General features: G+C 35.9%; 21 protein-coding genes. 20 read left to right on the forward strand and 1 reads right to left on the reverse strand.

Going from position 1 to position 24,557, the window contains the following annotated elements; all coding sequences use genetic code 11:
- Nucleotides 1-175: 175 nt before the first annotated feature.
- Nucleotides 176-322: a hypothetical protein gene (locus CKJ95_RS23590; RefSeq protein ID WP_180271609.1), complete on the reverse strand. Its 147-nt coding sequence runs from the start codon at nucleotides 320-322 to the stop codon at nucleotides 176-178.
- Nucleotides 323-563: 241 nt separating this feature from the next.
- On the opposite strand from CKJ95_RS23590, the gene CKJ95_RS20070 reads away from it, so the two are divergent.
- From CKJ95_RS20070 to CKJ95_RS20165, 20 genes are all read left to right on the forward strand, one after another.
- The gene (locus CKJ95_RS20070; RefSeq protein WP_099355234.1) at nucleotides 564-1,424 is read left to right on the forward strand and encodes a MurR/RpiR family transcriptional regulator; all 861 of its coding nucleotides are present in this window, start codon (nucleotides 564-566) and stop codon (nucleotides 1,422-1,424) included.
- 29 nt (nucleotides 1,425-1,453) lie between these two features.
- Complete coding sequence (gene menC / locus CKJ95_RS20075) at nucleotides 1,454-2,584, forward strand: o-succinylbenzoate synthase (protein ID WP_099355235.1); 1,131 nt, start codon at nucleotides 1,454-1,456, stop codon at nucleotides 2,582-2,584.
- A 119-nt stretch (nucleotides 2,585-2,703) separates the two neighbouring features.
- Complete coding sequence (locus CKJ95_RS20080) at nucleotides 2,704-3,552, forward strand: serine hydrolase (RefSeq protein ID WP_099355236.1); 849 nt, start codon at nucleotides 2,704-2,706, stop codon at nucleotides 3,550-3,552.
- Nucleotides 3,553-3,578: 26 nt separating this feature from the next.
- A complete protein-coding gene (locus tag CKJ95_RS20085) occupies nucleotides 3,579-5,093 on the forward strand; it encodes a sugar ABC transporter ATP-binding protein (protein ID WP_099355237.1) in 1,515 nt (504 codons plus the stop codon).
- Between the two features lie 27 nt (nucleotides 5,094-5,120).
- The gene (locus tag CKJ95_RS20090) at nucleotides 5,121-6,131 is read left to right on the forward strand and encodes an ABC transporter permease (RefSeq protein ID WP_099355238.1); all 1,011 of its coding nucleotides are present in this window, start codon (nucleotides 5,121-5,123) and stop codon (nucleotides 6,129-6,131) included.
- A 5-nt stretch (nucleotides 6,132-6,136) separates the two neighbouring features.
- Nucleotides 6,137-7,276 (forward strand): sugar ABC transporter substrate-binding protein, encoded by a 1,140-nt coding sequence (locus CKJ95_RS20095; protein ID WP_180271611.1) that lies wholly within the window; start codon nucleotides 6,137-6,139, stop codon nucleotides 7,274-7,276.
- Between the two features lie 187 nt (nucleotides 7,277-7,463).
- Nucleotides 7,464-8,951, forward strand: a complete 1,488-nt coding sequence (locus CKJ95_RS20100; protein ID WP_099355240.1) for a M81 family metallopeptidase — start codon at nucleotides 7,464-7,466, stop codon at nucleotides 8,949-8,951.
- A gap of 64 nt (nucleotides 8,952-9,015) precedes the next feature.
- On the forward strand, nucleotides 9,016-10,623 hold the full coding sequence (locus tag CKJ95_RS20105; RefSeq protein WP_099355241.1) for an N-acyl-D-amino-acid deacylase family protein: 1,608 nt from the start codon (nucleotides 9,016-9,018) through the stop codon (nucleotides 10,621-10,623).
- Nucleotides 10,601-11,446: a GNAT family N-acetyltransferase gene (locus CKJ95_RS20110; protein ID WP_099355242.1), complete on the forward strand. Its 846-nt coding sequence runs from the start codon at nucleotides 10,601-10,603 to the stop codon at nucleotides 11,444-11,446. Before CKJ95_RS20105 ends, CKJ95_RS20110 begins: the two co-directional genes overlap by 23 nt.
- Nucleotides 11,424-12,560 (forward strand): M20 peptidase aminoacylase family protein, encoded by a 1,137-nt coding sequence (locus tag CKJ95_RS20115; protein ID WP_257215878.1) that lies wholly within the window; start codon nucleotides 11,424-11,426, stop codon nucleotides 12,558-12,560. The genes CKJ95_RS20110 and CKJ95_RS20115 overlap by 23 nt, the downstream gene beginning before the upstream one ends.
- A gap of 926 nt (nucleotides 12,561-13,486) precedes the next feature.
- Nucleotides 13,487-14,233 (forward strand): DeoR/GlpR family DNA-binding transcription regulator, encoded by a 747-nt coding sequence (locus tag CKJ95_RS20120; RefSeq protein ID WP_099355244.1) that lies wholly within the window; start codon nucleotides 13,487-13,489, stop codon nucleotides 14,231-14,233.
- Nucleotides 14,234-14,294: 61 nt separating this feature from the next.
- Nucleotides 14,295-15,821, forward strand: coding sequence for an FGGY-family carbohydrate kinase (locus CKJ95_RS20125; protein WP_180271613.1), 1,527 nt, complete (start codon nucleotides 14,295-14,297; stop codon nucleotides 15,819-15,821).
- Nucleotides 15,822-15,844: 23 nt separating this feature from the next.
- Entirely contained in the window at nucleotides 15,845-16,942 is a 1,098-nt protein-coding gene (locus CKJ95_RS20130) for a M42 family metallopeptidase (protein ID WP_099355246.1), read from the forward strand.
- A gap of 46 nt (nucleotides 16,943-16,988) precedes the next feature.
- On the forward strand, nucleotides 16,989-17,807 hold the full coding sequence (locus tag CKJ95_RS20135) for a BtpA/SgcQ family protein (protein WP_099355247.1): 819 nt from the start codon (nucleotides 16,989-16,991) through the stop codon (nucleotides 17,805-17,807).
- A 13-nt stretch (nucleotides 17,808-17,820) separates the two neighbouring features.
- Nucleotides 17,821-18,477, forward strand: a complete 657-nt coding sequence (locus CKJ95_RS20140) for an orotidine 5'-phosphate decarboxylase / HUMPS family protein (RefSeq protein WP_099355248.1) — start codon at nucleotides 17,821-17,823, stop codon at nucleotides 18,475-18,477.
- Between the two features lie 24 nt (nucleotides 18,478-18,501).
- Complete coding sequence (locus CKJ95_RS20145; protein WP_099355249.1) at nucleotides 18,502-19,542, forward strand: zinc-dependent alcohol dehydrogenase; 1,041 nt, start codon at nucleotides 18,502-18,504, stop codon at nucleotides 19,540-19,542.
- Between the two features lie 17 nt (nucleotides 19,543-19,559).
- Nucleotides 19,560-20,393 (forward strand): carbohydrate ABC transporter permease, encoded by an 834-nt coding sequence (locus tag CKJ95_RS20150; protein ID WP_099355250.1) that lies wholly within the window; start codon nucleotides 19,560-19,562, stop codon nucleotides 20,391-20,393.
- Nucleotides 20,394-20,441: 48 nt separating this feature from the next.
- On the forward strand, nucleotides 20,442-21,773 hold the full coding sequence (locus CKJ95_RS20155; protein ID WP_099355251.1) for an ABC transporter substrate-binding protein: 1,332 nt from the start codon (nucleotides 20,442-20,444) through the stop codon (nucleotides 21,771-21,773).
- 64 nt (nucleotides 21,774-21,837) lie between these two features.
- Nucleotides 21,838-22,767: a carbohydrate ABC transporter permease gene (locus CKJ95_RS20160; protein ID WP_099355252.1), complete on the forward strand. Its 930-nt coding sequence runs from the start codon at nucleotides 21,838-21,840 to the stop codon at nucleotides 22,765-22,767.
- Between the two features lie 165 nt (nucleotides 22,768-22,932).
- Nucleotides 22,933-24,393, forward strand: coding sequence for a CoA-acylating methylmalonate-semialdehyde dehydrogenase (locus CKJ95_RS20165; protein ID WP_099355253.1), 1,461 nt, complete (start codon nucleotides 22,933-22,935; stop codon nucleotides 24,391-24,393).
- Nucleotides 24,394-24,557 lie beyond the last annotated feature (164 nt).

Below are 24,557 nucleotides of genomic sequence, written 5' to 3' on the forward strand. Positions count from 1 at the left end.
GGAAGATAGCACCTTTATATAGTTATAAAGAGTATGAAAAAGCGATAACTAAAAGGTATCGCTTATTTTTATACATTCATTATATTTTATGAAACTATTGTTGAATAAAAGGTTAAAAAAGTTATTACAAATGTTTTATTTTATTAGGTTATCCAATAACATCTCCTCATTCACCTTATCGAACAAACTTCGATTTCTTTACTTTCTTTTTAATATTATGAACGGTTTCTTCAATAGTTTTTCCCTGTATAGAAAGTGTCATCACTAACAGTTTGCTATTCTTTTGTTTGGCAGCAATTTTCTCGTCCTTTAACATATTCATATAATCTCTTACTAAAAAAGCTTAGCGCAATCTAACATTTTGGTAATACCTAGACCATACTTACTTATTCGATCGTGCTAATTTTTTGATAATTATAAATTTTCTTATTGACTTTGTTAAATATACAGTTGTATACTAAAAAAAATGAAATAAATACTCCAAAATTTATTTTATAGTGAAGTGTTGACTTCAATAATCAGTTTAATGATTTAACTGACATGGCAGAGAGGAACCTTTTTATATGATGACTGATTTAAAAGATAACATTAGAAAGAATTTTGACAACTTGACAAAAAGGCAGCAGATTGTTGCGAAATACATAATTGAAAATTTGGAAAAGGTAGCATTTGTTACAACTAAGGAATTAGGTGATTTGACGGGGACGAGTGAGGCAACTGTCATTCGTTTTAGTTACTCATTAGGCTACTCTGGTTTTAGTGAAATGCAAAAAGTAGTTCAGGAATCTGTTTTTCTTAATAGTCAAAAGAGGCCAATAGAGAACTTTCTTAGCTCTACTGACGCGCTTAGTAAGAGTAACCAATTAATCAAGGACACCATGACTGAAGATATTACGTTTATACAGCAAACTCTTAATCTAGTTGATGAGGAATGCTTACAAACAGTTATTACAAATATCATAGGAGCAGAGAAAAGATTTATAGTGGGCTTTAGAAGTTCTCATGCACCTGCGGGTTGGTTGGCTTACTCACTAAATATTATTTTGGGAGATGCCTATCTGTATAGGGGTGAAACGGACAATACCGTTCAATTGATCTCGCAGTTTAAAGAAAAAAGTGTTGTTATTGCCATTTCCCTACCAAGGTATTCGCAGGAAACATTGCGGTTCGTAAAAGCAGCAAAAGAACAAGGAGCTGTAATTATTGTTGTTACTGATAATGAACTTTCACCGGTTGCCATTTATGCTGATCATATTTTGAAGGTAGTAACACCAACTCCAAGTGCATTAAAGGGAATGTCGGCCATTTTTTCTCTACTTAATGTACTTATTAGTGGGGTTGCTGTAATGGATAAGGAAAATGTTCAGAAGAGATTATACCAGTACGAGCAATTTAGTCAGGGCTTTTTTGTAGATGTAGATTAACAATAAAACATTTAGAAAGGATGAAATGTGTGGAAATAAAAAAAATCGAAATTAATCGACTGAAAATGCCATTAAAATTACCGTTTACAACAAGTTTTGGTACATTGCGATTTAAGGATTTTATTGTCCTGAGCGTTTACGGTGATAAAAATATTGGTTATGGGGAAAGTGTTACCTTACCTTATCCGATTTATAATGAGGAAACAACAGACACTGTTCTATATATGCTAAAAGAATTTCTCATTCCAAAAGTTTTAAAGTTGAAAAATCTTACTCATCCGGCTGAATTGCATGATTTGTTTAAATCGATTCGAAGGAATCAAATGGCGAAAGCTGTGCTAGAAGGTGCCATTTGGGACCTGTATAGCAAACAACAGGGAATTTCTCTTTCTGAAGCATTAGGTGGAACAAAAAAGGAAATTGATTCAGGAGTTAGCATTGGAATTGAACCAAGCATTTCAGTATTATTAGACCAGGTTGAGAGTTTTATACAAAATGGATATAAAAAAATTAAAGTAAAAATTAAACCAGGCTATGATGTGGAACCGATACGAGCCATTAGGGAAAGATTTGGTCCTGATGTTCCATTAATGGCAGACGCTAATTCTGCTTATTCGTTACAGGATATTGATATATTAAAAGAATTAGATCAGTTCGAATTACTTATGATTGAACAACCTTTAGCTCATGACGACATTATTGACCATATCAAATTACAAGAGAAAGTAACGACTCCAATCTGTTTAGATGAAAGTATCCATACTTTTGAGGATGCTAGAAAGGCAATTGAGGTGGGTGCATGTAAAATAATCAATATAAAAGTTGGGCGCGTTGGAGGTTTGACTGAGGCTAGGAAAATTCATGACCTATGCCAAACTTATAATATACCGGTATGGTGTGGTGGAATGCTTGAGGCGGGAATTGGTAGAGCGCATAATATTGCAATTTCTTCTTTAAGTAATTTTACAATACCAGGCGATACATCGGCATCAAATCGATACTGGTATAAAGATATTGTTGATCCTGAAGTTACGTTCTCGAAACCAGGAACATTAGCAGTACCAGAATCTCCAGGAATTGGCTACCAAATAAATTCAGAATCTTTTGAATCGTATGTAACAGCAAAAGAAACTATCACGAGAGAGAAATCCATCTTCTAGAATATTGCCTCTTATTAACTAATTACGAATACTCCATAAGTAAGACTATAAAATGTTTCACCTTGATATTCCACGACGATAAATTTAAATACTCTACAAAAAGAAAGGTTGCGATAATAATGATTGAGCAATTTGAAAATTTAAGACTGTCCATTGACTCACTGCTTGAAGATTTTAGTGGATCAATATCTTTGGAAGTACGAAGTAGACAAGGTGACAAGATTATTTCGTATAATGAAAATGAAGTATTTCCGACCGCCAGTACAATTAAGGTATTTATCTTAGGAGCGATGCTTGAGCAAGTACAAAATGACCAATACTCTCTAACCGATTTGATTGAGATGAGAGCAGGAGATCAAGTTGGTGGATCAGGTGTTATAAAGGAATTTACCCCTGGCTCTAAATATCCAATTAGAGATGTTGCAACTGCCATGATCATTCTAAGTGATAATACCGCAACAAATATGATATTGGAATTAGTTGGTGGAATTGACGTTGTAAACACTCATATCAAAAAGTATGGATATACTTATACAGAGCTCCGAAATATAATTGACTTTCAAGCGATAGGGGAAGACGTTGAAAACCTTGCTGTTTCGACATCTGCTGAATTTGTAGATTATCTTGAAAAGATATTGAATAATAAAATCCTCAAACCGGAAATCAAAGATGTCATGATTGATATTATGGCTAGACAGCAATATTTGGACTTATTTCCTAGATATATCCCTTACAATCCGTACGCTAAGGAATTAGGTGTTACGCAAGATATCCAAATCGCAAACAAAACGGGATTTTTCATGGGAGTACGTTGTGATGTAGGCTATATATTTATTAAAAATAAACAATACGTTTTTACAGTATTTTCAAAGAATTGTGCTGATCGAGCTTTTAATCCTGAAAATGAAGCTGCGGTGTTGATAGGTAAGCTAGGAAAAGAGATTTTCTCTTACTTGAGTCGCCAGTAGCCAAGAAATCAGAAGGGAGTAATAGAATGGCTTCAGGTAGTGATAATTTACTAGAAATACGAAATGCATCCAAAACATACGGTCCTACAACTGTGCTTTCAAATGTCTCTTTTACATTAAAGGCTGGGGAAACTGTAGCTGTGATTGGACAGAATGGTGCAGGCAAATCTACCTTTTCAAAAATTGTAGCAGGTGTAATTGAGCCTGATCAAGGTGCAAAGATTGTCATGAATGGTGAGGAGGTTATATTGTTTCCTCCTAGAAATGCCTTAAAGCACGGTGTTGCATTTATACCGCAGGAATTGGCATATGTTCCAGAATTGACGGTTGCTGAAAACATTTTGCTTGGAAGGTGGCCGAAAAAAAGTGGATTTGTATCACACAAGGAAATTATTAGGAAAACAAAAGAAGAAGCTAAGAGGTTCGGAATTGAGATAGATGTAGAGAAGAAAATGTCAGAATTAAAACTGGCTGATAAACAACTGGTTGAGATTTTAAAAGCTTTATCCAAGGATGCCAAAATACTTTTATTGGATGAGCCTACAGCCTCGTTAACGGAAAATGAGAGTAATAATCTTTTTAAGATGGTTGGTACGCTAGCAAAGGAAAAAGGAGTAGGGGTTGTTTATATATCTCATCGAATGGATGAAGTGTTCCGCTATAGTGATCGAATTGATGTATTTCGAAACGGAAAGTTTGTGGCTTCGGAACAAACAAAAATGTCAGATCATCAAACGCTCATTTTCCATATGTTAGGTCAGCAAAAGGAAGAATTAGAGACCACTCAATTTATGGATGAACAAGATGTAAACCACGTTTTTTCAGTAAATAAATGGAATTGGGAAGGATTACCTAAACTTAAAGATATAAATTTTAGCGTATCAAAGGGCGAAATTGTCGGAATATTTGGAGTTAGAGGCTGTGGAGCTGAAGTAATTGCCGAGGGGATTGTCGGATTAAGACCTGATATTAAAGGTGAAATTGAAATTGAAGGTAACAAAAGAAAACTTATTAAAACTCCAATCGAAGCGAAGAGTAAAAAAATTGCATATGTACCACCGGATCGAAAGAAACAAGGGCTAGTATTAGGTATGTCAATTAAAAAGAATATTTCCCTTCTTATACTAAATGTGTTATCTAAATTTGGTATTGTAAATTTCCAAAAAGAGAATGAGGTATCAGGATCTCTTTCTAAGCGATTTAATGTTCGTACAGTTGGTCTATGGCAAAACGTAGGAGAACTGAGTGGAGGAAATCAACAAAAGGTGCTTTTATCAAGTAGATTAGCGATGAATCCTAAAATTTTGGTGTTACAGGAACCTACTCGTGGTGTAGATATTGGAGCAAGATTAGAGATTCATAGACGACTTCGTGAAATAGCAGCAGATGGTACGGCTACACTATTAGTTACCTCAGATTTAGAGGAAGCAATTATTGTCTGCGACCGACTTATTATCATGCGAGACGGAAAGTTAGTGGGGGAACTAAAGGGTGAAAGAAAAACAGAAGAGGAAGCGCTAAGACTAGCAGCAGGAGATTAATCAAGCGTTAGAGGAGAGGAGAAAAGCATGAATACAGATGTTACTAAGATACGTACCAATAACCCTGGGAATGGTAAAAAGTTATTATCGAGTAGTATAGGTATTGAGGCGATTGGATTATTTGCTTTTTATTTTTTTATTATACTTTTCTTTAGTATTACAACTGAAAATTTCTTTAGTACATCAAATGCTCTTAACATCTTAGACAACATTGCAGTACTAGGAATTGTTGCAATTGGTCAAGTTTTTGTTCTAATCACAGGGGGATTTGACTTATCCGTTGGTGGGATTGTCCCTTTAGGAGGGGTGCTCTTTGTATCTCTATCTAATGCTGGGCTTGATACGATAACAGCAATATTACTTGTAGTTATTGTTGGAGGCTTGGTAGGACTAATCAATGGGGTATTTGTTACTAAGTTTAAAATTAATCCATTAATCACAACCCTAGGAACGCTTTCTATCACTGCAGGATTAGCAAAAGTAATAACTGGAGGTTTAACGACAATCCTAGAAAACCCTAATGCTTCAGTGATAGCAGATAAGGTGTTTGGTATTCCAATTCACGTTATAATCCTTATCGTCTTTAGTGCAGTTGGATTCTTTATTTTACGATATACGTCTTTTGGAAGATCCCTTTATGCCATTGGTGGAAATCAGGAAGCTAGTAGATTGGCGGGGATCCGAGTTAATTTAAATATCAATATTGTTTTTATCATTTGTGGCTTTCTGGCCGCATTTGCTGGAATTGTTCTTGCAAGTCAATTAATGGCTGGTTCTGGAACAATGGGAGTTGAAACAAATCTTAAGTCAATTACCGCAGTTATTTTAGGCGGAGCCTCTCTTGCAGGAGGCCGAGGTGGAATTATCGGAACGTTAGTTGGGGTTCTTATCTTAGGGACACTAACAAACGGAATGGCAATTTTGCAAATTCAAGCTTTTTATCAAGAAATCGTAACTGGTATTGTACTTCTATTAGCTATCAATTTTAATAATTTAAGAGATTTTCTAAATACAAAAATAAAGTTTAATAGGGGGTAATGTTTTTGAAAAAGATAAAATTCCTGTTAGTGTCCATGGTTATTTTCTCGTTACTATTTACGGCTGCGTGTTCTTCAGAGGAATCTACATCTTCAGAAAATGAAGGAGATACAAAAAGTGCTGGAAGTGATGATGAGCTTTACTTTACGTTTGCTAACGTAACAGAAGCTGGTCCAATGTTCGTTGAGTTAGGAAATGGTGTTAAAGCAGCAGCTGAAAAAGCTGGTATCAAACTTAAAACGTATAATAATAACTTTGATGGTCCAACTGCTCTTAACAACGCAAAATTAATGGTTCAAGATAAGCCAGATTTAATTATTGAATACAATGGAGTTGAAGGTGTAGGTAAATCAATTCAACAAGTATTTGATGAGTCTGGAATTCCAAGTATAGCGGTAAATATTCCCGTACCAGGGAGTCATTGGTTTAACTTAAGTAACCAGCAATTAGGTATTGATACAGGTAAAATTGTAGCAGAAGCCGCTAAAGAAAGAGGCTGGAACGCAAAAAATACGACGGTAATCATTGCTCAGAGTGCTACTGCAGGATATGAAGTAAATAACAGTGTTCGTTATTTTTATGTAACAGTTGCTGATGAGCTTGGCTTAGAACAGGTTAAACCAGAATCAATTGTACCAACTACTACAACAGTGGGAGACCATCTTATTCAAGTTGATGGCAAGTCAGAACTAGAAGCAACCTACACATCTGTGAAAAATGTGCTTCAAACAGTACCAAAAGATCGTAATATTTTATTTTATACTGTAAATGATGATTCCACAATTGGTGGACTACGTGCAATCGAAGAGGCAGGTAGAGAAGACAATACCATTGTTGCAGGACTTGGTGGAAGTGAAGAGGCCTTAAAGCAGTTAAGGGATAATCCAAACTGGGTGGCGGAAGGTAGTATCTTCATGTCAGAATGGGGCCAATACCTAATCGCAATGGGAGTCGCCATTGTGAATGGCGCAGAGCCACCAGAACTAACTCCAGCACCACAAGTTGTTTTAACAAAGGAAAATGTAGATGAGTATTATCCAAACGGACCGAAGGCTGAGACATTACCACCACTAGTTGAGGACAATAGTTACTTAAAAGATGCAGAGGTATTACAATTGTTTGGTAATATACAGGGACTTGAATAAATTAGAACATCTATATATGACAGATTTTTTATAGGGAAATGCACATATAATTTGAATCAGATAATGGGAGTATGACGTTGTTCATATTCCCAGTAGTATTTTTAATAGAATGGAAAGAGATTAGCCGCATTTTAATAAATTTCTTTTTAAATAATGATAACCAAGTCTATATAAGGGGTAGGATGAAATGAAGTTCATTATCGGGCAAATTTCACATGAGACAAATACCTTCGCAGTTGATAAAACAACGAAGCATACATTTCAACTTTGGGAATGGAAATCAGGACAGGAAATAATTGATAGTCATCGTAGGGTAAGGGATTATTTAGGTGGAATGATTGATCGAGCAGAAGAATTAAATATTGAAATCATTCCAACTCTCTCGGCGATGGCATATCCATCTGGCCTAATTACTCAAGAAACTTATAAAGAACTAAAAGAAGAACTTATCCAACGAATTATAAATGAAGAAGCTGATGCCATATGTTTAAACCTTCATGGAGCGGGTGTTGTAGAAGGAATTGAAGATATGGAAGGAGATCTATTGTGCGAGGTGCGTAAAGTGGTTGGATACTCAATCCCAATCATTTGCACATTAGATCTACATGCAAATTTGACTGAAACAATGGTAAAGGAAGCTGATGCTTTATTAGGAGTGAATTTTTATCCACATATTGATTCTTATGAACGTGGCAATGAGGCAATTGATATTGCTGTTAAGATTGTTAAGAAAGAAATTAAACCGGTTATGAGTATGAAGAAATTACCACTTATCATTCCTACATCAACTTCTAACTTATCTCCTGTTAAAGATATTAATCAGATATGCTGGAATTGGGAAGCTCAACCTGTAGTAATCGACTGTACATTCTTTCATGGATTTCCATACACCGATACGTCCATAAATGGTGTTTCAGTTTTAACGATTACCAATAACAATTGTGACCTTGCGAATCAAATCACAAAGGATGTTTCTCAGAAAGTTTGGGAAATGAGAGAACATTTTTTTTTAGATATACCGTCTCCGAGAGAAGGGATAGAACAGGCATTAGCTTTTAATGGGTACCCTGTTGTAATCAATGAAACCTCTGATAATCCGGGCGGCGGAACTCCAGGAGATGGCACCTATCTATTGGAAGCGATGCTGTCTATGAATTTAGAAAAGGCATGCTTTGGATATGTTTTTGATCAGGAAGTTGCCCTAGCCGCTCATAAAGCCGGAGTGGGATCATTTATTGAAGTAGAGCTTGGTGGAAAAACAGACTCACTTCATGGGAAGCCGTTACAAATAATAGCCTATGTGAAAAGTGTCACAGATGGTCAATTTACTCAATCATCTCCAATGTGGGGAGGGTTACAAGTAAATCTAGGGAAATCTGCAAGACTTCAAGTGAATGGTGTTGACATTATTGTTTGTTCAGTAAAATCACAGGTGTTAGATGAACAAATTTTCCTTTTGCATGGGATAGATGTTTCCACTTATAAAATCGTTGCACTCAAGTCTAGCCAGCATTTCAGAGCAGCATTTGAGCCAATTAGTAAAAAGATTATAACGGTTGATTCACCTGGTTTGACCACAATGGATTTTACTAGCTTTAAATATAAAAATATTCAACGGCCAGTTTATCCAATTGATGAAGTAAAAAACGCTGCTGCTGGGTTACCGACTGCTTAGAAAATATTCATTTTTAGTGCATGTGCTTGAAATAAAAATAAAATGTTAACTAGGAGGGTTATTCATGTTTGATTTTATAATAAAAAATGGAAAAATGTATGACGGTACAGGAAACCCCTGGACAAAAACAGACATTGGAATCAAGGATGGGGTCATATCTGAAATTGGGGATTTAGGCGGTAAGAAAGCGAAACGGGTTGTTGATGCAAGCAATATGGCTGTAACTCCAGGCTTTATAGATACCCATGTACACTCTGATCTTCTAATTACAAGACCAGAGATTCATAAGATAAAAGTTCTCCAAGGTATTACAACGGAATTATTAGGACAGGATGGTATTTCTGTGGCACCTGTTTCGAGGACAACAAAACCACTCTGGCAAAAACAATTAAAAGGGTTAAACGGAGATATTGGAGATTGGCCATGGAATTCAATCACTGAGTACTTAGGATTTCTAGAAGAATCTAAGATAGCAGGTAATACTACTTATCTAGTACCTCACGGAGCTGTTCGGACCTTAGTTATGGGATTTGAGGGACGCAAGGCTACTCCAGAAGAGATGGTCCAAATGAGAGAACTTGTGGAAGAAGGGATGAGACAAGGTGCGTTTGGTTTATCTTCTGGACTTGTCTATCCTCCTAATTTGTATTCTTGTAAGGACGAATTAATAGAAATTTGTAAAGGTGCTGCTAAATATAAAGGTTGTTTTGTTGTTCATATCCGTAACGAAAGTAATAAATCACTAGAAGCATTAGATGAAGTAATTGATGTAGCAAGACAATCTGGTGTAAGACTTCATATCTCTCATTTTAAGGTTGCTGGAAAATTGAACAGAGCAAATTATACCAAGGCGTTAGATAAAATGGTGGAAGCCCGGATAGAAGGAATTGAAGTTACATTTGACCAATACCCTTATGCAGCTGGATCAACCGTTTTCCATGCCATTTTACCTCCTTTTATGCATATGGGGGGTACAGTAGAGTTACTAGAAAAGCTGCAAGACCCAGACATTCAAATAAAAATTAAGGATGAACTAGAAAACAATGCAGATTATGAAAACTGGGTACTAAATTGTGGCTGGGAAAATATTACCTTAACATCAGTATCTACGGAAGCAAATAAGTGGGTTGAAGGTAAAAATATGGTAGACATTGCATATAAATTAGATCTGGATCCAGCAGATGCAGCCATTAAGCTTCTCCTTGAAGAAAACGCTGGGATAACTATGCTCGTGCACTGGGGAGATGAAGAGCTTATTACTGAGGGAATGAAGCATTCTCTACAAATTGTAGGTTCTGATAGTATCTTTGGAGGTAAGCCACACCCACGTTTATATGGTACATACCCAAGGGTACTAGGACACTTTGTAAGAGAAAAGCAAGCTCTTTCTCTTGAACAAGCGATTCGAAAAATGACAGGAGCACCTGCACAGCTTTTGCGACTCAAAAATAGAGGATTACTAAGAGAAGGTTATGCGGCGGATATTGTTATTTTCGCTCCAGGGGAAATTCGTGATCAGGCAACGTATAATGATCCATTACAGGAACCAACAGGAATTCACTTTGTTTTTGTAAACGGTAAACTCGCTGCTGAAAACGGTAAATTTTTAGGAACTACAGCTGGCAAAGTGTTAAGAAGGGAAGATTCTTATGCCGCAAGTGTTACACTATAAGCACATAACGGAGGTAGATCAACTTCAACAAATAGTAAATCTTCAAAAAGAAATATGGGGGGATGGAGTAATTTCCTCCGTCCCTCAGCTTGTAGCCGCAATTCATAATGGAGGCTCTGTTATCGGTGTACTCAACGATAACCAAGTGATTGGGTTTTGTTACGGTTTCCCAGGATTTGAAAATATCAATGAAAGACCTTACTTAGTTTCACATATGATGGGTGTCACTAATGGATATCGAAATCAACGTTTGGGGGAAATATTAAAATTCAAACAAAGAGAATGGGCATTAAAAAAAGGGTATGAGAAAATCATTTGGACATTTGACCCTCTTGAAATTAAAAATGGGTATCTAAACTTAACGAAACTCGGTGGAATGGTTGGAAAATATATTAAATCTTACTATGGAAATATGGACGATCGAATTAATAAAGGGATACCATCTGACCGACTGCTATTAGAGTGGAACCTACAGTCATCTGTGGTTATAGAGGCATCAAAAGGTAGTAAAAATTCTCATCCACATTGGTCCAACTATCCTCTATATTATGCTTATTCTTCGGTTGGTAAAGTCTCCATTCCGGATCAAAAATATTGCACCGATGTTAAAAATGAGGTTTTAATTCCCATTCCAAAGAACGTTCAACAAATCAAAGCTGAGAACCCAACAATTGCCTTACAATGGAGAATGAAGGTTCGAGAATCGATGACACATTTATTTTCCGAACAATATATAATCATAGGTGTATTAATAGATGAGCATATGGGATACTACGTCTTAGAAAAAAGAAGGGATAACTATGAAAATACAACAATGGGTTAATGAGCATGAGGCATACATTTTAGAAACATACAAACATTTTCATGGTAATCCTGAGATAAGTTGGCATGAGAACCTAACAAAGGATTATATTATAGAGCAAACAAAGGATTATGATTTTCAAATTGAAACATTTGAGGAACATCCTGCAGTCGTGTTGAATTGGGTTGGGGAAGAGCCAGGTAAAACAATTGCTTTACGAGCAGATATGGATGCACTTTGGCAAAAGGTGAACGGTGAATGGCAGGCGAATCATTCCTGTGGCCATGATGCACATATGACAATGGTGCTGGCTGCTGCTCGATGTTTAAGAGAAATCGGATTTAAGCCAAAAAAAGGAACAGTAAAATTCATTTTCCAACCAGCTGAGGAGACGGGTAAAGGGGCGTTGACTCTAGTAAAAGAAGGCGCATTGGACAATGTTGATTACCTATTGGGCATTCATGTCCGTCCAAAGATCGAGATGGATTTTAATCAAGCTTCGCCTGCCATATACCACGGTGCTGCTACATTAATAAAAGGGTATATCAAAGGGATTCAGGCACACGGGGCAAGGCCAAATCACGGAATTAACGTGGTAGATTCCTTAGGAGCAATTATCATCGCGGTCAATTCGATAAAGGTAGATCCAACCACTCCAAGCTCTGTTAAGGTAACCCAGGTAAATGCTGGCGGATCTAATATTAACATTATCCCTGATGATGCTGAATTCAGTATAGACATTCGTTCCCAAACAAATGAAGCAATGGAGGAACTTTTGCAGAAACTATATACAGCCATTGATTATGCCGGACAGGCAAATGGGGCTAAAGTAAGCTACGAAATTAAAGCAAAAATGGCGGCGGCAAACCGCAATCAAGAAATGGAGGATGTGATACAATCTGCAATCATTGAAGTGCTAGGAGATGAAGGTCTCGTTCCGCCTCCTGTAACTCCTGGAGGCGAAGACTTCCACTTCTTTACCACAAAATTACCAAAAATAAAAGCATCCATGGTAGGACTAGGCACCGACCTTCAGCCAGGACTCCACCACCCCAATATGTCATTCAATCTAGATGCTCTTAAAAACGGTACCGCAATCCTTGCAATATCGCTCCTCAAATTATATGAAAAGTGAGACATTTACTCAGCAACACAACGAACAGAGAATCAGTCTATTATTTTTTCAACGCCAGGGGCAAGTTTCACCAAACCTAATTAACATTTAATGTGACAGAAAAATTAAAATACTGTGGTTAGTGAATCTAATATTGTAAGTGCATTATCATTCTATATCATTGACCCACTCCTGCTATGGACCATAGAGGAGGGGGGTTTCCTTATGGAATGAAAGGGAACGCATAGGAAGAGGAAGAAAATGATGAGAAAAACGAAAGGGAATGCTTTAGTACCAGCAGGGGGTTTACATGCCGCTTTACTATTGAATACAATTTACAATCATTTATAAGCAACCATTTAAGAAGGTTGAAAGTTCCTAGAACAGAGGATATATGAACTTGTTTATCTAGTGTTAATCCTAAAGAAGGATTAACGTTTATTTTTTTATAACAGACAAATAAAGCACTATTACTTATATATTAACTGTTAAACGAACGTTTTCTTTACTCTCGATTTCAAAATTATATCGGCACTCTATAATTTATAAGATTATACGAGCTTGTATTTGTTATAAAATAAGATTATGACCATATCCTTTCGAAATAAATTACATTTGAACATTTTAATCAAATAAATGATCAAGAAAAGCATCTTTGTTCGAAACAACACCAGATAACAGTAAATTAGAAGAGAACATTCGATTTACCACCAAATATAGAGTTTTACTTACATATTAGGTAAGAAATATATTTTCCTACAAACGGATAGTATTTGTTTTAAGAAACAATATTTTTTTAAAAATGTTCTTAATTGTTCGGTATATGATTTTTTTATGTTTTTTTTCGATTATTAATTGACTTTAATTGTTCGATATGGTAATTTTTAAAATAGATAATATATTCAAACAATTTAAAATAAATAATTCATGTCAGGAGTTAGTAAGCAATGGTATCTTCAAGGCAAAATCAAATATTAGAATATTTAAACAAAAAATCTCCAGTTTCTGTAGAAGAATTTGCGGAAAAATTTAATGTTACAGAAGTAACTATTAGGCGAGACCTAGCCATTTTAAATGAAAAGGGATTAATTGCTAGAAACAGAGGTGAAGCATCTTTACCGATATTGGGTATGGAACCAATGTATAGCCATAGAATTGATCATAACATTGAAGAGAAAAAGAAGTTAGCGAAATACGCTGCTGAACAAATAAATGAAGGCGAAGTTATTGCGCTCGATATAGGTACAACCGCAGTTGAATTGGCTAAAGAACTTTTGAATAAGAAAAGACTAACTATTTTTACATCATCATTTCAAGAAGCTGCTATTCTTTCTAAAAGTAGTCATGAAGTTTACATGATTGGAGGACTAATGAGAAAGTCAGAAATGTCTATGATTGGTAGTATTGCACTGGATACAATCAAAAAATTTAACTTTGATAAATTCTATTTAGGTTTAGCCGGTTTAAGTAACGAAGCAGGTCCTACAGACTATAGTGTTGAGGAAGCCGAAGTTAAACGTGCTTTTATTGAACGTTCGAATAAAGTAATAGCACTAGTTGATAAATCCAAAGTAGGGAAGTCATCTCTAGTAAATATTTGTGATATTAACGAAATAGATGAAATCGTTACCAATAAAGTTGAAAATGGTGCACAAATTGATTTGGATTTTAATGGAAAATTAACATTTGTATAGATACACATCAGTATAAAGATAAGAAATGAAAGTATTTTATTTGATGGGGGGTAATTATGAAATGTCATATGTTTTAGGAATAGATATTGGCACCTATGAATCAAAAGGTGTACTTGTAGATCGATCTGGAAACATAATAACTCAAACATCGATCCCGCATAAAATGGAAGTTCCGAAACCAGGATGGGCTGAACATGATGCTGAGAATATATGGTGGCATGATTTCAAGACAATATGTCAGATAATTATTAATGATGCTCGTGGAAAATTTTCCATTCACCCTTCAGAAATAAATGCTGTTGGTGCTAGTTCTATCGCTCCAGCAGTATTACCAGTTAACTCCAAAGGTCAACCTCTAAGGAAAGCAATATTATACGGTGTAGATACAAGGTCAGAAGATGAGATTAAATATCTTAACAAAAAAATTGGTGAGGAGAAGGTTTTTGCTACCTCTAACCAATCACTCAGCTCTCAATCAGCAGGACCTAAAATATTGTGGATTCGTAATAATGAACCAAATACATACGAACAGACGTATAAGTTTTTAAGTGGAACGGGTTACATTGCTTACAAACTTACAAATGAATACACCATAGATTATTATACTGCAGCCTCTTACTCTCCTCTATTCAATATTCACAACATGAAATGGGATCATGAAACATCAAAGTATGTCACAGATTTACCTAAACTTCCGAAAATAGTATGGAGTCATGAAATAGTCGGTAGTATTACAGAAAAAGCAGCTGAAGAAACAGGCCTAGCAATCGGGACAAAGGTGATTGCTGGAACTGCGGATGCATTATCAGAATCAATTAGCGTCGGAGCGGTTAATAAGGGAGACTTGATGTTAATGTATGGCAGCTCCACGTTTTTTACTCTAGTTTCCGATTCATTGTCTATAACAAAGAAGTTATGGCCTAGTTTACATGCAGTCCCTAATTTAAATACTGTTACAGGAGGAACTTCAACAGCAGGTTCTATTACCAGATGGTTTATAGACCAATTGATGGGTGAAACTCAATTAAATAGGGATAAAAAAAATATCGATAAAGCATATACACAATTAACACAAGCAGCAGAAACAAGCCCACCAGGCTCCAATGGGTTAGTAACTCTCCCTTATTTTAGCGGAGAACGTACACCTATACATCATGCTAATGCAAAAGGAATAATGTTTGGTCTTTCCTTATACCACACCAAATCAGACATGTACCGTTCAATATTGGAAGGCATTGGATTTTCAATTCGTCATAATTTTGATGAAATGAAAGCGCTAAACTTAAATATTAAACGTATTGTTGCTGTTGGGGGAGGTGTAAAAAGTAAACTGTGGTTAAAAACCGTAAGTGATATTTGTGGGATTAAGCAGGTTATACCAAAAGTCACTATCGGTGCTTCATATGGAAATGCATTTTTATGTGCACTTGCTATGGGATGGTATAAAAATATTGAAGATGTAGTTGAATGGGTAAGTATTGATTCTGTAATAAATCCCGATGATGCAAATCTAGGACTCTATCAGCACTACTATGATATTTATAAGGCCCTTTATGTAAAAAATAAAGATTTAATGGAAGCGCTTTAAACATACTCTTGGAGGTTGTAAATATGGTTCAAAATATGCAAAGAATGATACATAGATTAAAAGAATTAACATCAATAGTGGCCTTATCTGGCTACGAAGATTCAGTCATTCGATATGTTCGAGAGCAATTCTCCCAATTATCATTGGATTCTTCGGTAGACAGTTTAGGAAACGTATCCATAAAAATGAATAACGCTAAAAGTGAGAATCCTTTTCGAGTTATGATTTTTGCTCACATGGATGAATTAGGACTAATAGTAAAAAAAGTAGAGGATTCAGGTTTTTTAAGACTAGAGCGACTAGGAGGAATACCAGAAAAAAGTCTTGCTGGTCAATCAGTACTTATTGAAGTCGGTAATAGTAGATTGCAAGGTCTAATCGGAACAAAGTCACACCATGTTACTAAACAAGAGGAAAAGTACCGTGTATTGCCTGTGAATGAGATTTATGCTGACTTTGGTTTTCGCTCTAAACAAGAAGTATTAGATGCTGGAATTAGTGTAGGGACACCTGTAGCATATTCAAGACAATTTTTTAATAATGACACTATTGTTTTTAGTAATTCTTTAGATAACCGAGTAGGCTGCCTAACTCTAATAGAGTTAGCTGAACGGATTGTAACAAAAGATATTCCATGTGAATTATATATTGTCTTTTCTGTACAAGAAGAATTTAATTTACGAGGTGTTCTTCCTATGGTTCGAGAGATTGATCCACATCTTGCAATTACTGTGGACATTTCGATAGCAAGTGACACCCCAGAGTTTGCTGGAGAATGGGATATCCAAATGGGTGGAGGTCCTACCATAGGAATGTATACTTTTCATGGTAGAGGGACATTGGGAGGGGTGATACCAAATCCAAAATTAGTTGAACATATTAAAACTATTTCAAATGAGAATAACATTCTATTGCAACAATCAGCAATGATAGGCATACTTACCGATGCCTCATTTACACAGTTAGAGAACCGAGGAATTCCGGTAGTTGACTTAGGTTTCCCAGCTAGGTATTCTCATGCACCAATTGAATCTGTAGATTTGAGGGATGTTGACCAGTTAATTCAACTACTCGAAAAGCTTGTTTTTTCAGTAAACACAGTTGATTTAAGTCGTGGGTAATATTTGTTTTATTAATAATATTTCTTTAAAAAAGGAGAAGAAAATTATGAGTTGGTTAAAAGATGTAATTGGAACGGAAAAGCCTATTATTGCAATGTGTCATTTGTTACCTTTACCAGGAGATCCACATTTTGATAAAGAAAAAGGGATGGAACATGTAGTTGAAATGGCTAGAAAAGATCTACATGCACTTCAAGCAGGTGGAGTTGATGCAGTGATGTTTTCAAATGAATTTAGTCTCCCTTATTTAACAGATGTAAAAACGGAAACGGTTGCATCGATGGCACGAGTTATTGGGGAGTTAAAAACAGAAATAAGTATACCATTTGGAGTAAACGTATTATGGGATGCTAAGAAATCACTGGATTTGGCTGTGGCAACTGGGGCAAAGTTTGTTAGGGAAATCTTTACAGGGGTTTATGCTAGTGACTTTGGTATATGGAATACAAATGTCGGGGAAACGATTAGACATCAACATAGAATAGGCGCACAAGATGTAAAATTACTTTTTAATATTGTCCCTGAAGCAGCTAGATATCTTGCGGATCGAGATATTGAAAGTATTGCGAAATCAACGGTCTTTAATAATAGACCAGATGCATTATGTGTTTCTGGCCTAACAGCTGGAGCTGAGACAGATTCGCAATTGTTAAAACGCGTAAAAGAAACTGTACCTAATACTGTCATCTTTGCAAACACTGGAGTTAAACTAAGTAACCTCGAAGAACAATTATCAATTGCCGATGGTGCAATTACTGCAACAACCTTTAAATATGATGGTGTATTTGAAAACCATGTAGATGTTAATCGAGTAAAAGAATTTATGGACAAAGTGAAACAAATACGATTCCAAACTGTAGGATAAAGGATTGATATATATGGAACCAATTGTTCAAATAGCTATAGATACTACAATAATGGATGACGCTCTTAGGTTAGCACACTGTGCAGTAGAAGCCGGAGCTGATTGGTTAGAAGTTGGAAACCCATTAATTAAGTTTGAAGGTGTAAGGTCGATAGAGGTTCTTGCAAAAGAATTTCCTGAACACTATATCTTAGTAGATTTTATGGTAATGGCTGGTTCAAAACGGTATATCGATATAGCAAAGAAACTGGGTGCCCATAATATTACAGTTACTGGGCTAGTACCGGATACAACAATTTCTGAGGCAATTTCATATGGCAAAGAAAGTCAGATTGAAACTACAATCGATTTATTCAATGTTCAAAATATAGCGGATGATGCTATAAAATACAAAGAAATGGGTGCAGATTACTTGATGGTACACTTTGGTGTAGATCAGAAAAAGAATTTAGAAGTTGCACCAATAGAAGACCTAAAGAGAGTAGTAGAGTTGGTGGATATTCCAGTTTCTTATGCAACATATGACCTTGAGGAAAGTATTCAAGCAGTAAAGGCTGGGGCAAAGGTAATCGTTCAAGGTTATCCATTACTTTCGACTCCAAATCCAACAGAAGCATTAAAAAAATTTATCGTACAAACAAAAGAGGCATCACGTAATATCATTTTATGATGTAACCGAAGGGAGTACAAGTTGATGGAAGCAGCAATTATTAGAGAAGTAGAAGGAAAGAAAACGATTAAGATTGAAGAACTTAAACGCCCCCATATTGAAGATCATCAAGTATTAGTAAATGTAAAAGCTGTTGGTATTTGTGGTTCTGATGTACATGGATTCTTTGATCCCGATCACAAAGGCAGAATTCCCGGCCTAATAATGGGGCATGAAGCGGCCGGTATTGTTGAAGAAGTTGGTGGAAATGTTGTAGGTCTAAAGAAAGGTGACAGAGTTGCAATTGATCCTCAAAAAGTATGTGGTACTTGTTATCAATGTAAACGAGGTTGGTACACCGTTTGCCAGAATAAAAGTATAATAGGATCATCATTGAGAGGTTTTTTACAAGGGGCTATGGCAGAATACGTTGCAGTTAATGCAAGTCAGGTATTTGTTCTTCCTAAACACGTAAGCTTGGAAGAAGGGGCTATGGTAGAGCCAGTTTCAAATGCACTTCATGTTATGAATAGGATTAAGTTCGATTTAGGAAGTACAGTAGTTGTGTTAGGTGCGGGTACTTTAGGCCTGTGTATCCTACAGGCCGCGAAGTTGGCTGGAGCTGGGAAGGTAATTATTACGGATAAGAGTGAGTTTAGACTAAAAATTGCCGAGGAGTTAGGGGCAGATATAACCATTAATGTAACTGATCTTAATCCTGTTTCAGAGGTCTTAGATGTTACAGGTAGCATAGGAGCTGATGTGGTTGTAGAAGCGGTGGGAATTGAACCTACTTATAGACAGGCAATTGAAATGGTGAAAAGAAAAGGTGCAGTTATGTTTTTTGGCGCTGTACAAAAAACAGTTGGAATTGATTTGTTACCTGTATTACATAAAGAGCTACAGTTAATTGGATGTACAGGGGCAGATTGGGAGGCACAAACAGCTGTTGATTTAATTTCATCTGGAAAAATAAATGTAAGCCCTATCATTACACACAAACTACCACTGCAAGAAACTCGACAAGGATTCGATATTTTAACAGACGAAAATCAAAATGCAGTTAAAGTTATGATTATGCCATAAAAGGAGGTAGATAATTAATGAGTATAGGTGCAATAAAAAAAAGAAGCGTTCATTATGGTTTAAATACTATTACCTACGTAATTGTAATCGGTGCGCTTTTTCCTCTAGTATGGCTATTAATGACAGCATTAAAAACTGGAGCAGATGCATTTGCCTATCCACCAGTTTGGTTTTTCGAGCCCACTTTTGAGAATTTCCAAAAGGTTTTATCACAGCCTACTTTTGTTAAAAGTTATCTAAATAGTTTAATAGTCGTCCTTGGAACAACATTCTTTTCTCTATTTTTTGGTATTACAAGTGGATATTCTTTGGCAAGAAATAATACTAAGATAGGTAATTTTATGGGACTATGGATCATTCTAGCTAGAATGGCACCACCGATGGGATTTGCTTTACCACTTTATATTATATTAAGGCAAATAGGATTATTAAATACCCATATTGCTTTGATATTAGTTTACATGACAATTACACTCCCATTTATAACTTGGTTAATGATGGGTTTCTTTAAACGAATTCCAATCGAGATTGAGGAAGCGGCTAGAATAGATGGTTGTACTCGAATACAGACATTATTCAGAGTGGTTATTCCCTCAAGTTTACCTGGTATAGCAACTTGTGCAATATTCTCTTTTATCATGTCATGGAATGAATTCTTTTATGCTCTGATAATTTCAGGTAGGGAAACTAGGCCAGCTTCTGTAGAAATACAAGGTTTTATAAGTTTTGAGGGAATTAACTGGGGAGAGTTAGCTGCTGCAAGTATATTAGTTATTTTGCCAGTTCTAATATTCACTATGTTTGCACAAAAAGGACTAATTAGTGGACTCACACAGGGATCCTCTAAATAGTTAAATTAGGGTAATCAGCAAATTTTGATAAAAAAGGGAGGAAGTTATATGAAAGAAGTTTTTGGAAAATTTAGTACATTGTTTTTACTTCTTTTGTTAGTATTTTTAGTTGCCTGCTCAAGTACAGACTCAAATTCAACTGAATCAGGAAGTAAAGACCTATCAGGTAGCACAGTTAACATTCTATTATCCAAGTCAGATTCAACAGAAGATTTACAACAAAGATTTATTCCTGAGTTTGAAGAAAAAACTGGTATTAAGGTAAACGTCGATATATTACCTGAATCAGGTATGGAGCAAAAAACAATCTTAACCTTATCAAGCGGAACTGCAGACTATGATGTATTTATGGTAAGTTCCCGTAATTGGAGTCAGATTACCTCCGCAGGTTGGCTAAATCCATTAGATGACTTAATGAATAACCCTGAAACAACGTCCGAAGAATATAAAAGCGGTTTTTCAGATAAAACTCTAAATGCACTTCGTTTTGATGATAAGCTTTATGGAGTACCATATCAAATTGGTACAAATATGTTGTTTTATAATAAAAAGATGTTTGAGGAAGCGGGTTTAGATCCAAATAAAGGACCAGAAAATATGGATGAGTTACTGGAGTATGCAAAAAAGCTGCATAAACCAGAAAAAGATCAAGCTGGTTTTGTTATACGTGGTACTCGTGAAGGTGGAGATAATGGTTTTCCTTGGTTAATGCTGTGGTTCTTAAGCGGCGGTAAATGGACTGACGTAGAAGGAAAAGATGACTATGCAGTATTAGATGCGGAACCGGCTATTAAAACCGCAAAGTATTATGATGAGTTAATGAAATATACCCCATCTGGCATAAGTAATTATTCTTTTGCTGAAGCACAACAAGCAATGCAACAAGGTAAAGCTGCCATGTGGATGGATGGAGCTGTACTAGGACCTCCATTAGAAGACCCTGAAAAATCTAAAATTGCTGGTAATGTTGGTTACCATGTTATGGAAGGTACATCAGATGAATATACGGTAGGTTCAATTTGGTCTTTTGTTATGGCTAAAAATGCACAAAATAAAGAAGCTGCATGGGAATTAATGAAATATATTACTAGTAAAGAAGTTGTGTTAGAGCAAGCTCTCTCAGGAACAAATGGCTCGCCAACACGTTCTGACGTACTATTAGATGAAAAAATAGCAGAAGCATTCAACCCAAATTTCACTAAAGCTTTATTGAAAGCTTCTGAACATGCTATTACAGAATATACTCCACTTATTCCAGAAGGACCTGAAATTAGGAACGCATTATCTATTGCTTTGTCCAAAATAATAGCTGATGAAGCCGAACCTGAAAAAGCAATGATTGAAGCAAATGAAGAAGTAAAGAAAATTATTAAAGATTAGAATGCATGATTAGAGATTGGTTTATAGCCTTCCTCGGTTGATATAAAGTAGGAGTTGAGGATTGATGGAAAAAGCAAATACTTTGATAGAGAAAACAAATATATGGAGAAAGTGGACCGATGCATTTCGTAGTGACTCAGCCTCTGTATACTATCTTTTAATTGGTCCACCGTTTCTCATACTATTTTCCTTAACTGCGGGTCCTCTTATCGTATCAGTATTTATGAGTTTACTAGATTGGAACTTGGCTAAACCTACTGATATTGATTTTATTGGTCTTGGCAATTTTATGAATATGATTGTTGATATGAATTTTTGGAACGCAATTCTTCTAACAATCTACCAAGTAGGAGCAACCGTAATTGGTCAATTAATATTGGGTATAGGGATAGCCTTATTACTATCAAGAGAATTTAAGGGTGTACAATTACTCAGGTCTTTATATTTGATTCCAATGATGACAACCCCAATCGTTGTAGGGATGACTTGGAGAATGCTTTTTAATACAGATATGGGGATTATTAATTATTTTCTATCGTTAATTGGAATTAGTCCAATTAACTGGTTGGGCAGTTCTACATATGCCATGCCAAGTATTATTTTGACAGATTTATGGTTATCAACGCCATTTGTTGCAGTGATACTTATTGCAGGACTACAATCCTTACCAAAAGAACCGATAGAGGCTGCAAAGATTGATGGGGCAACAACATTCCAAATTTTCTATCATATAATATTGCCACTGTTAAAACCAATTATTTGGCTTGCTGTATTATTTAGAACAATGGACGCAATTAGAAGGTTCGAAACGATATTTGTAATGACCGCTGGAGGTCCGGGAAATAGTACTGAGACACTAAACTTACATGCATACTTTCATGCATTTAAGTATTTAGAAATCGGATATAGTTCCGCATTATCAGTGTTAATGCTTATCATTATTTTTACATCATCTATGGTTATATTACGTAAAGTTCAACAGGATCAATTATAAGATTTCAAAATTTGAAAGCCATAATATAGTGGGTCAGTAGAAATAATGGCTATGCAATCAATAGAATATTGACTCAATTTTATTGACCTATTATAGGCTTAATTACTTGTAAGGTAGTTACGATGTTAATGAATTAAGATAACTTATTTCATAGGAGTGTATAAGGTGATACAAACAACAGTAAAAACGATTAAGAACTATATAGGCGGAGAATGGATCGAATCAAAGACTGATATATGGGAGCCAGTATATAATCCTGCAACAGGTGAAGTGATTGCTCAGGTTCCAATTTCTACAAAGGAGGATTTAGATCATGCGGTAAAAGTAGCTGCAGAGGCATTCGAGATATGGAAAGATGTACCGGTACCTAAAAGAGCTCGTATCCTATTTAGATATCAGCAATTATTGGTAGATAACTGGGATGAACTTGCAAGATTAATAACAATTGAGAACGGGAAGAATTTTATAGAAGCATATGGGGAAGTGCAACGTGGTATTGAAAATGTTGAGTTTGCTGCAGGTGCTCCATCACTCATGATGGGAGAACAGCTTCCATCTATAGCTACCGATTTAGAATCTGGTGTATATAGATATCCAATTGGAGTGATTGGTGGAATAACACCGTTTAACTTTCCAATGATGGTACCTTGTTGGATGTTTCCAATGGCAATCGCAACGGGTAATACTTTTGTTTTGAAGCCATCGGAACGTACTCCGCTTCTTGCTAATCGTTTGGCTGAGTTATTTGAAAAAGCAGGTTTGCCGAAGGGAGTATTTAATATCATCCATGGAGCTCATGATGTGGTGAATGGATTGCTAGATCATAAACAAGTAGCAGCCATTTCCTTCGTAGGATCTCAACCAGTTGCGGAATATGTTTATAAACGAGGGACAGATAATTTAAAACGAGTTCAGGCACTTGCAGGAGCGAAAAATCATTCTGTTGTTTTAAGAGATGCAAATTTAGATAATGCAACTACGCAAATTATCAATGCTGCATTTGGCTCTGCTGGAGAACGTTGTATGGCGGCATCTGTCGTTGCTGTAGAAGAAGCTATTGCTGATGAGCTTATTGAATTATTGATACAAAAAGCAAATGAAATAGAAATTGGAAATGGATTAGATGAGGGAGTGTTCCTAGGGCCAGTAATTCGTGAACAACATAAAGAACGGACACTTAACTATATTGAAATTGGAGAAAATGAGGGGGCAAAATTAGTCCGTGATGGACGAAATGATAAAGAGGCAAAACAAAAAGGTTATTTTGTTGGACCAACAATTTTTGATAACGTTACTTCGCAAATGAAAATTTGGCAGGAAGAGATATTTGCACCAGTTTTATCTGTTGCTCGTGTAAAAGATTTAGAAGATGCAGTTAAATTAACAAATCAATCACGCTTTGCTAATGGTGCTTGTATTTTTACAAAAGATGGTGGGAGTGTACGTAAATTCCGTGAAACAATCGATGCAGGTATGCTAGGAGTTAATATCGGGGTTCCAGCACCAATGGCATTTTTTCCGTTTTCTGGATGGAAGGATTCCTTCTATGGTGATCTTCACGCTAATGGAAAAGATGGGCTACAGTTTTACACACGAAAAAAAGTAATTACAACTAAATGGGTGTAAAATCTAAGAGATAATTTTGGAACCGCTTCTTAAAAAGAGAACAAATAGAAATTTTTCGCATGGAAAAGGGCGCAACTACGGAATTATTCTGTCTGTTGCACCTTTTTTATATATTTTTTCTTTCAAACTAGCTCCTGACAATTCCATGGGGAATTAGGTGAAGC

Origin of the sequence: Fredinandcohnia onubensis (assembly GCF_002734285.1) — a bacterium.
Lineage (GTDB): Bacteria > Bacillota > Bacilli > Bacillales > Bacillaceae_L > Ferdinandcohnia > Ferdinandcohnia onubensis_A.

Coding starts and splice junctions, on each gene's coding strand:
- CKJ95_RS23590 (WP_180271609.1), bottom strand. CDS start 322: ATGAATATGTTAAAGGACGAGAAAATTGCTGCCAAACAAAAGAATAGC.
- CKJ95_RS20070 (WP_099355234.1), top strand. CDS start 564: ATGATGACTGATTTAAAAGATAACATTAGAAAGAATTTTGACAACTTG.
- CKJ95_RS20080 (WP_099355236.1), top strand. CDS start 2,704: ATGATTGAGCAATTTGAAAATTTAAGACTGTCCATTGACTCACTGCTT.
- CKJ95_RS20085 (WP_099355237.1), top strand. CDS start 3,579: ATGGCTTCAGGTAGTGATAATTTACTAGAAATACGAAATGCATCCAAA.
- CKJ95_RS20090 (WP_099355238.1), top strand. CDS start 5,121: ATGAATACAGATGTTACTAAGATACGTACCAATAACCCTGGGAATGGT.
- CKJ95_RS20100 (WP_099355240.1), top strand. CDS start 7,464: ATGAAGTTCATTATCGGGCAAATTTCACATGAGACAAATACCTTCGCA.
- CKJ95_RS20105 (WP_099355241.1), top strand. CDS start 9,016: ATGTTTGATTTTATAATAAAAAATGGAAAAATGTATGACGGTACAGGA.
- CKJ95_RS20110 (WP_099355242.1), top strand. CDS start 10,601: ATGCCGCAAGTGTTACACTATAAGCACATAACGGAGGTAGATCAACTT.
- CKJ95_RS20115 (WP_257215878.1), top strand. CDS start 11,424: ATGAAAATACAACAATGGGTTAATGAGCATGAGGCATACATTTTAGAA.
- CKJ95_RS20120 (WP_099355244.1), top strand. CDS start 13,487: ATGGTATCTTCAAGGCAAAATCAAATATTAGAATATTTAAACAAAAAA.
- CKJ95_RS20125 (WP_180271613.1), top strand. CDS start 14,295: ATGTCATATGTTTTAGGAATAGATATTGGCACCTATGAATCAAAAGGT.
- CKJ95_RS20130 (WP_099355246.1), top strand. CDS start 15,845: ATGGTTCAAAATATGCAAAGAATGATACATAGATTAAAAGAATTAACA.
- CKJ95_RS20135 (WP_099355247.1), top strand. CDS start 16,989: ATGAGTTGGTTAAAAGATGTAATTGGAACGGAAAAGCCTATTATTGCA.
- CKJ95_RS20140 (WP_099355248.1), top strand. CDS start 17,821: ATGGAACCAATTGTTCAAATAGCTATAGATACTACAATAATGGATGAC.
- CKJ95_RS20145 (WP_099355249.1), top strand. CDS start 18,502: ATGGAAGCAGCAATTATTAGAGAAGTAGAAGGAAAGAAAACGATTAAG.
- CKJ95_RS20150 (WP_099355250.1), top strand. CDS start 19,560: ATGAGTATAGGTGCAATAAAAAAAAGAAGCGTTCATTATGGTTTAAAT.
- CKJ95_RS20155 (WP_099355251.1), top strand. CDS start 20,442: ATGAAAGAAGTTTTTGGAAAATTTAGTACATTGTTTTTACTTCTTTTG.
- CKJ95_RS20160 (WP_099355252.1), top strand. CDS start 21,838: ATGGAAAAAGCAAATACTTTGATAGAGAAAACAAATATATGGAGAAAG.